This window comes from Rhodoluna sp., from assembly GCF_049276775.1.
In the GTDB taxonomy this organism is placed as follows: Bacteria; Actinomycetota; Actinomycetes; order Actinomycetales; family Microbacteriaceae; genus Rhodoluna.
Map to the genome: position 1 here is coordinate 1 of NZ_JBASXC010000110.1, position 7,681 is coordinate 7,681.

Annotated in this window: 6 protein-coding genes and 1 pseudogene; 3 read left to right on the plus strand and 4 right to left on the minus strand. The window is 50.8% G+C overall.

What is annotated here, in order from left to right; translation table 11 throughout:
- Positions 1-226: 226 nt before the first annotated feature.
- A pseudogene (locus tag WAO31_RS06690) lies at positions 227-937 on the plus strand (MFS transporter); the annotation flags it as partial.
- Positions 938-968: 31 nt separating this feature from the next.
- Here the strand turns inward: WAO31_RS06690 and WAO31_RS06695 are convergent.
- From WAO31_RS06695 to WAO31_RS06710, 4 genes are all read right to left on the minus strand, one after another.
- Positions 969-1,484 (minus strand): DUF4395 domain-containing protein, encoded by a 516-nt coding sequence (locus WAO31_RS06695; protein ID WP_509591752.1) that lies wholly within the window; start codon positions 1,482-1,484, stop codon positions 969-971.
- Positions 1,485-1,497: 13 nt separating this feature from the next.
- Positions 1,498-2,028: a hypothetical protein gene (locus WAO31_RS06700; protein ID WP_509591754.1), complete on the minus strand. Its 531-nt coding sequence runs from the start codon at positions 2,026-2,028 to the stop codon at positions 1,498-1,500.
- Positions 2,029-2,055: 27 nt separating this feature from the next.
- The gene (locus tag WAO31_RS06705; protein WP_509591757.1) at positions 2,056-2,898 is read right to left on the minus strand and encodes a 4-hydroxy-tetrahydrodipicolinate reductase; all 843 of its coding nucleotides are present in this window, start codon (positions 2,896-2,898) and stop codon (positions 2,056-2,058) included.
- 86 nt (positions 2,899-2,984) lie between these two features.
- The gene (locus WAO31_RS06710; protein ID WP_509591760.1) at positions 2,985-6,533 is read right to left on the minus strand and encodes a TM0106 family RecB-like putative nuclease; all 3,549 of its coding nucleotides are present in this window, start codon (positions 6,531-6,533) and stop codon (positions 2,985-2,987) included.
- Between the two features lie 134 nt (positions 6,534-6,667).
- On the opposite strand from WAO31_RS06710, the gene WAO31_RS06715 reads away from it, so the two are divergent.
- Complete coding sequence (locus tag WAO31_RS06715) at positions 6,668-7,321, plus strand: response regulator transcription factor (RefSeq protein ID WP_509591762.1); 654 nt, start codon at positions 6,668-6,670, stop codon at positions 7,319-7,321.
- The coding region (locus WAO31_RS06720; protein WP_509591766.1) for a hypothetical protein at positions 7,318-7,681 on the plus strand (364 nt) is incomplete at its 3' end. The genes WAO31_RS06715 and WAO31_RS06720, both read left to right, overlap by 4 nt.

Below are 7,681 nucleotides of genomic sequence, written 5' to 3' on the forward strand. Positions count from 1 at the left end.
AGACCCGCTTTGGCCAAATAGGCAGCGGCGGTTAGGCCATTATGGCCACCGCCGACAATGACTACGTCTATCTCAGGCTCCACCCCATCAGTCTAGGCATAGCCAGAGAACCCCTGAGGGCCTTACATGGCCTGTTGAGACCAGCTATTACTGGCCCCAGCACTAATTTTAGATTTTGTTTATTTGACATCAAAAAATACAGTAAGTTTCTCAACTCGTCGGAGGATACCTAGCCGACTCTGGGGAAGTGACCGTCGACGCTAACGCCGCTTTTCTGTTTGCGTTGGCATTATTTGTGGCGGCGGTTATTGGAACGATTGCACTCAGCACCAAGAAAGAGAATCCTAGAAGCCAGAAACCACTTGCAAAGGATAAGGTCAGCAAAGTCCTCGCAACCCCAACATTCAAGTCCGCCATTTTTGTGGCAAGCGCAACAACTGCCGTGGTTGACGTGGTCCTTATCTTCTTGCCACTCTATGGGCGAGAAATTGGTCTCAGCGTCTCAGATATTGGTATTTTGCTAGCGATTCGTGCGATTTTTTCCCTGGCAGTTCGTCTGGTGCGTGGAGAAATATCTAATCGGCTCGGGCTTAGAAGGATTCTCTTTTGGGGCTCGCTAGTGACAATGGTTTCTATGATCGCTCTGGGCCTCACCTCAAACTTCTGGTGGATTGCCCTAATCATGGCCGTATCCGGTTTTGCAATGGGCATTGGACAGCCCGCAACCATGGCATGGGTTTCTAGAATCTCATCACCTGAGAGTAGGGGCCTTGCAATTGCAATCCGGCTGAGTGCGAATCGCTTTGGGCAGGTTTCAATGCCCGCCATCGCAGGATTGGTTGCCGGGGCATCAACCGCAGGAGTCTTTTATATGCTTGCAGCCCTTCAGGCTGCCTCAATCTTTGCAGCAGTCACATCATTGAAAAAGGGCGAATAGTCAGATTCTTGGAGCCGGCGTTTCCGAAAAACTAGTTTTTAGCGGGGGTGTAGTTGCAAACATCGCCCGGGCAAAGCCTTGGAGCTTGCTTAGAAAACCTTCTGGCTAGCTCACAGCCCACGCAGATACCAAATGCTGCCTCTAGGTATAAAAAGGAAATACAGATCGCACAAAGCACCAGTGGAATAGGTCCGGTAAGTGCAAACCAGCCCATCGTGAGGCAAGAAACCGAGACCATTCCAAAACCTAAATACCAGGCAATTTTCTTTGGAGCGGCATCCACCCACTCAGGTCTTTGAGGTCTAACAATCAGTCCGCCTATAAACATCGAGGGCGCATAGTTAGCTTTTCCGAAAAGCCTTATAAACATATCGATCATGAAAAGAGCACCGAAGGCACGAAGCGGTTGGTAATTGTCCGCCAGTAGCGCAATCCACCAGGTTGAGAAGCCAACCAAAAACAAAATCCCAGCGGCTGCCCTTACGGCTCTTTCGTTGAAAACCCCAAAGTCAATACCTTGGACAGTTTCACCAAATTCATACTTCAAAAACTATTTATCCTTATTTTCTGCCAGATTCGAGTCTAAGAGGTTTGGCGAAATCAATCATGACCCCATTAAATTCCGGTCTTGAGCCCAGGTAGATCTTGGCTTTGGCTTTTAGGCCCGATGAATGGGCAAGCAGATACTTATGCATCTCCACGGCTTCTTTAGACGGAACATATCCCAAAAGCTTTGAGTCCGCGGTTACGGCAACAGCGAGCTTACGCTCGTGGTTACCGGGTTCTGGAATCAGTAAGACCTCGATGTCGGTTGGCTCAACAAAATAGATCCGTCTTGAAACACGGATAGCTTCAAAGTTATCTGCGAAGGGAATACACCCAACGGCTTTATAGGCGAAGGCGCCATCACCTCTTAGGCGAGGGGCTTTCTGAAAGATCTTTTCAACCTCTTCAGGAACAACCGCGTCAAACTTCAGTCCCGCAAGCTTTTCTCTATTTTTTATTAGGCGATTTTGAAATAGACGACGACGAGCCAGCACTACGACCAAAATCGCGATGCCTGCTCCGATTAGAAGAAATTCGATTCCCATTTAAACCCAACGCTAACAGCAATCGAGCTAGTCGATCCTCCGAGCGACCATCCGCAGTGCGCGGGCTAACCTTCCACGGATTCCCGGGGTTGCCCTTCTCATGCTTCCAGTGTCGGTTGGCTGGTTATTGAAGTAAGGCTGAATTAGATCCTGCATGTTGTAGTAGCCAACCGGCCAGTGTGGCAAGTTGGTGGCTGCAAAGAAGGCCCCGTTTCCAAATGCCTCTCGTGAGATCGACTCGTGGCGAAGCCTGAGGGTCTCGTTCTGGAAGCCAAAGAGCACCTCGTGTACCCCCACGATGCCCCCAGCCCGAACTGAGTTGATGGACTCGACCTCCTTGCCCATGAGCTTCGCGAGCCTGATAGCGGTGCCTGAGATCTCGGCCTTTTCCCTGAAGTGCTCCTCTGAAATTTGGATGTCTGACTCGGGGGCGGCCTGCTTCAAGGCCTTGGAGGCCATGAACATGAAGTTGATTCCAAGGGTGATGTTTGGGGACCAGAGGACCCTAGTTTTTTGGGCAAGCTTTTTTAGAGTGGCCTGACTCTTGGAGTCGTATTGGGAAACGGCGGTCACGATGCTAATGCCCCGCTTGGCGGCTTCTTCGCCGTAGTAGTCGAGGCCCGACTCAGATGAGAAGTCAACGATTACGTCGACCGGATTTTTATCCAGCAGCTTGCCAATGTCTATTGAGCCGGTGTCAATGAATTTTCCAGGCTCTACGCTCTCTATGCCGAGCGACTCTGAAGCTGAAGAGAACTGCTCCTCTTTATTCCTCTTTGCAACCCACTGAAGCTTGGTTGCCTTTTCATTTATTAGAACTGTTGCAACTGCTCGTCCGGTTTTGCCGAATCCAAATAGCCCAACTTTCATAGTGCCTCCAATCGCTGGATGCTGCATTTCCACACTAGTAAGCATCGAAAAAATCGCAAATTGAATTACACAATTACGCCTAAACGCTAGGTAAACAGTGGGAAATTAATTCCCTCGGAATAGCTCAAAAGCCCATTAATTCGTGAAATTGACTTGAGTTCTTCGATGTCTCTAAATCTGGATCTGGTAAGCCTCGGAGAATAAACCAGGTAGCAATTTGCTTTAGCCCTCGAGAGCGCCACATTCAAACGGTTCCGATCAAGTAAAAAATCTAAACCGCGCGGAGCATCCAGCGCACTAGATGCGGCCAGGCTGACAATAACAACCATTGCCTCACGTCCTTGAAACTTATCCACAGTTCCAACCGCTACCTCTTGCAAGTTCTCAGCGTCAAGGAGTTCACGAATCAAATCCACTTGTGCGTTATAGGGGGCAACGATAAGTACCTCGGAAGTACCCACGAGCCCCACCTGTCGCTTAGCAATTTTTATTACCTCTGTAGCTTCCTCAATCGACCTTGAGGAATTCGCTCTGTGCTGAACTGGAATCGCAATAAGCCCAGGAGCAATATCTGCCACCTGGTGTCCGCTGGTATCCGGGTGGGAGTGGAGCTTGTCTTGATATGACAGTGCACTAACCGGAGCATTCACCGCAGGGTGCATTCTTCTTGTGACATCCAAGAAATAGCCAGCAGAGCTTTCCAGGATGGCCGCTTCTCCCATGTAGTGACCGAGGGCAGAGTTATCCACTCCTCCGGGGTGGATTGCCTGGACCACCTGGGTTAGCTGCCTCGGGTCACCGAGCAGCACTAGGTTTTTAGAATTAGCACTCACCGCGATGGCATCAACTAGCGAGAACTGGGCTGCCTCATCAACAAAGATGTAGTCGAACTGATCATCAAACATCTCCTTGGCGCAAAAACTCCACGAGGTTCCACCAACCACGTAGCCTGAGTTTCCCGCTCGCCAGTTGCCCATCACCTTGTTGGTTGTTGGGGTGACCCAACCTTTGGACTGCTTGTCACCGGCTTGAGTCTTCTTGGCCATGGCATCAGGCGATACCCCGGCTTCCAGGCACGCCCACATCAGATTCTCGATGGCGGAGTGGGAGTTGGCAACTACTCCCACCTTCTTGCCCTTATCAACTAACTCTTTGATGACTCTCGAGCCAATGAAAGTCTTGCCAGATCCAGGTGGACCCTGGATTGCAAGAACTGAGTTGTCAAGATCAACTACTGCCTCGGTGATGGCACCGAGGGCATCGCCTGCGTCCGCCACCGGTAAACCAGGCAGCGACTTCAGCCTGGGAGTTTTTCTAAGCAGCAGATCCATTGCGGGGTGAGTGATGTTTGGCTCATTTGAGGGTGATTTCCAAGCGGCCACGAGTTCTTGGACGAGGTTTCCAACCACCTCCGGTTTTTGGCCAGGGGGTATCCACTCGTATTCGAATATGGCGTTAGGTTCCAAGCTCATGTTTTGGTAGGTGGCGTCTCGCTCGAAGATCACTTCATCGCCTGAAACCGAGAGCACTTTGCCGTAGTCGGTGTCCTGCTGGTTCGCACCGAGGCTGTATCGCACGAATATCTTTTGATCTGTTTTTAGAAAGCTTGTTTGTCCAGGCTCCAAAACATACCGGTACACAAGCTTCACTTTGGTTTCGGGGTCAACGCCAAAAAAGTCAGAAGTGTCAGCCTCGGTGGTTGCGCCCTGAACCACCAGGGCTTTTCTGTCCCTATGTAGCTGGTCAAAGGTGGCATCTTTTCGAATCGCCCAATCTCGCCAGCGAATTACATCTTCGCGGTTGTAGTAGAGCATCGAGTGAGTAAGAGCTAGCCAGATCTTCACTCGGTAATCTGCGTCTGGGTCCAGCCCAAAGCTAAAGCCCTCGAGGGCCTTTTCCATAATGGCCGTTTTTTGAATCAATCGCTCGAGTTCTAGTTCGGCTTTTCTAGCCCTTGATGCTTCCGGTGAATCTTCCCGCTCGGCTCGGCTGCGAGCCTCACGGGCTTTTTTTATATCTTTGGTCCGTTCAAACTCTTCGAATTTTTCGTGGGCACCAGGCATTGAAGATAGCCAGTTGTATAGCGCCATGGTTGAAACGCAGTCATCCTCGTTGTAGTCGGTGATCTGCTGGAGAGTTTCTTCCGCGCCTTCTTCACCCAGTTCAACCTGCTGGCGGTAGAAGTCGTACTCATCTATTGAGCTACCTGCATCAAGCACCTTGCTCTTGCGCTCAAATTCGTAGAACGCTTCCAGCTTTTTGATTGAGTAGGAGGGCTGAGAAACCATAATCGAACCCTTGACCACTTTGTATAGGTCGACCATTCGACCAGAGGAAACCAGTTCTGATACTTCCTTTTCCAAAACGCCGTGCCTAGCAGCTAGGCGATTGAGTGCCGTGACCTCGTAGCTGGCGTAGTGGTAGACGTGGGCCGACTTATCTTTGGCTAATTTGTCGGTCACGAATTTGATGAACTCCCGGAAGGCCTTCTTTTCCTGTTTTCTATCGTGAGCGAAAAAAGGCACAAACTCACCCGTTCGAAGGGTGTTCCCAAACAGGTATTCCAGGCCACCTTTCTCGGGGAAGTAGGGAAAGCCCTCCATGTCGAAGAAGATGTCGTTTTTGGATGCCGGCGGCAGCACAGCAATTTCGGGATCGGGTAGAACGAGGTAGCTGTGCTCTTGAGTTTTCCTAAAATCCGTTTGAAGCTTCGCCTGCTGACGAATCTTTTCGAAGGTGTGTACCAGGATATCCGCTGGACGGTCGGAGTCTTTGGCTTTGGCAAGACCCGCCATTGTGACGATGCCTACTTCAGAAAGCTTTTCTATTTGGCTGCGGTTAATGCCGGCCACCTGAACCAGGTGGTCAACATCAAACCTGGCTTGCTCGCAAAGGGCCGGGTACTCGCAAACCTTGCAAGAGTCTTTGGTGTCACAGTAAAGCGTTAGACCATCAAGTGATGTCTTCGTGTCAAAACTCTTGATCGCTTGAGCTAGCTCTTTTCTTGCGAGTTGCATCGCGGGAACTATTTCAGACTCTTCGAAGGTCTCCAAAACTCTTGAGCCCAGAATTAGACCCGGCTCACCGTTTGACTTCATTCCAAGGGCGCTTAGGGCATCTGCGTAGAGAGCGATCTGAAGCAGGTGATTGGGTTTGGCGGTTGAGGATAACTTGGCATCCCACGCTACGTATTTATCTTTTTCACCCGAAGATGTTTTATTCGCGGTAAGTTTCCCCGCAACAAATTCCAACCGGTAGTCACCGCGAATGAGAAAGTCGGGCTTTCCGTTGAACTGGAGATTTCCTACCCGGTGCTTGAGAAATCCTTGATAGATAACCGGCACCTGCTCGCGCATTAGGGCAACGGTTGAATCAAAAGTGTCTTTACCCTCGGGCCTCTGAAACTTCTCAGGACCCAAGTTCTCCAGGAGTTCTTGCTCGAGAGCTTCTTCAAAGACCATTCCGTAGGTAAGGGCCAATCCCTCTGGCTCCTCGAAGTACTGTTCGACTAGTTCCCTTACCCCTTTGACATCGTGCTCCCTTGCGATAGCCAGGGCAGAGCAGTGCTCGCAGCCGCTTGAGCGCATTAGATCGCGGGTATTAAAGGACCAGAGGTCAGAGTCGTGTTTTTTCATCACCTTTAGTTTGGCAGGGGCCTCTGACAATGCGGCAAATGGGGTGCTAGCACTATATTTTCTTTTCCCAACCGCCAGCTCGAGGCCATAATGGAGGTAAACCGCCCAACTCTGAGTAGCTAGGAGCCCCCGAATTGACTCTTTCCCGGACCATCGTTGTGGTGGAAAACGAGTCCTTACTTCGAGACCTGATTGCCCGAAGCTTGGAGGCTGCGGGCTTCCACGTCTCAACCGCTGCTAATGCCGCCGATGCCAAAAGAGCCGTCAAGGCGGCTGACCCGGATGCTTGCGTTGTGGATATCGAATTGGGTCCCGGCCCAAACGGTTTTGATTTTGCAGAGTTCTTAGGGCGAGACTCTCCCGATGTCGGCGTGGTTTTTCTAACCAACCTTCCCGATCCAAGATTTGCTAACCGCGAGCCTAAGACCGTGAAGCAAAACCAGGCCTACCTCAGAAAATCCCAGCTGGTGGATTCCAAGGAACTTGTCGAGGCCGTCAACGCAGTTCTAAAAGAGAAAAAGGTTGAGGATTTTCGTCACGACAAAAGGATAGAGCGACCCTTGGTTGAATTATCTAGAAGGCAGATTGCGGTTCTAAAACTTGTTTCCGACGGTTTCTCAAATGCTCAAATTGCTGAGGCTCGCGGCACCACCGTTCGCGCGGTCGAGGGAATGGTCTCCCGAATATTCCAAGCCCTTGGCATTGATGCGCAAGGTGCTGGCAACGCACGGGTTGAAGCCACCAAGATGTATCTAGCTGCCGCTGGAGCTGTCACGGTCGACGAATGAGCGTTAGCTACAAACCGCATCGCCCAACTGCAAAGCGTTTACTAAACCAGATCGGATCGCGCTATGCGCTATCTAACATGGTGTTACTCTTCTTTCTTCTTCCCGCCTACGGAACCGGTCTAATCTTCGAGGGGATTCGGCTCGAGACAACTTTTTTAGAAAGATTCGCAGTTGCAACCGCCGGTTACCTGGCCACCATTTTGATCCTGATTGCAGCAAGAACCACTTGGCCAGGGGAATCGGATAAAAGCAGACCCGGATTTGTTTTAGCCACGTTCCTAGTCGCCGGGGCATTCAGGGGCGTCACTATTTTGATTGCCGAACTTATCACCGGACAGCATCAGGCCGGCGAGGAGTTCT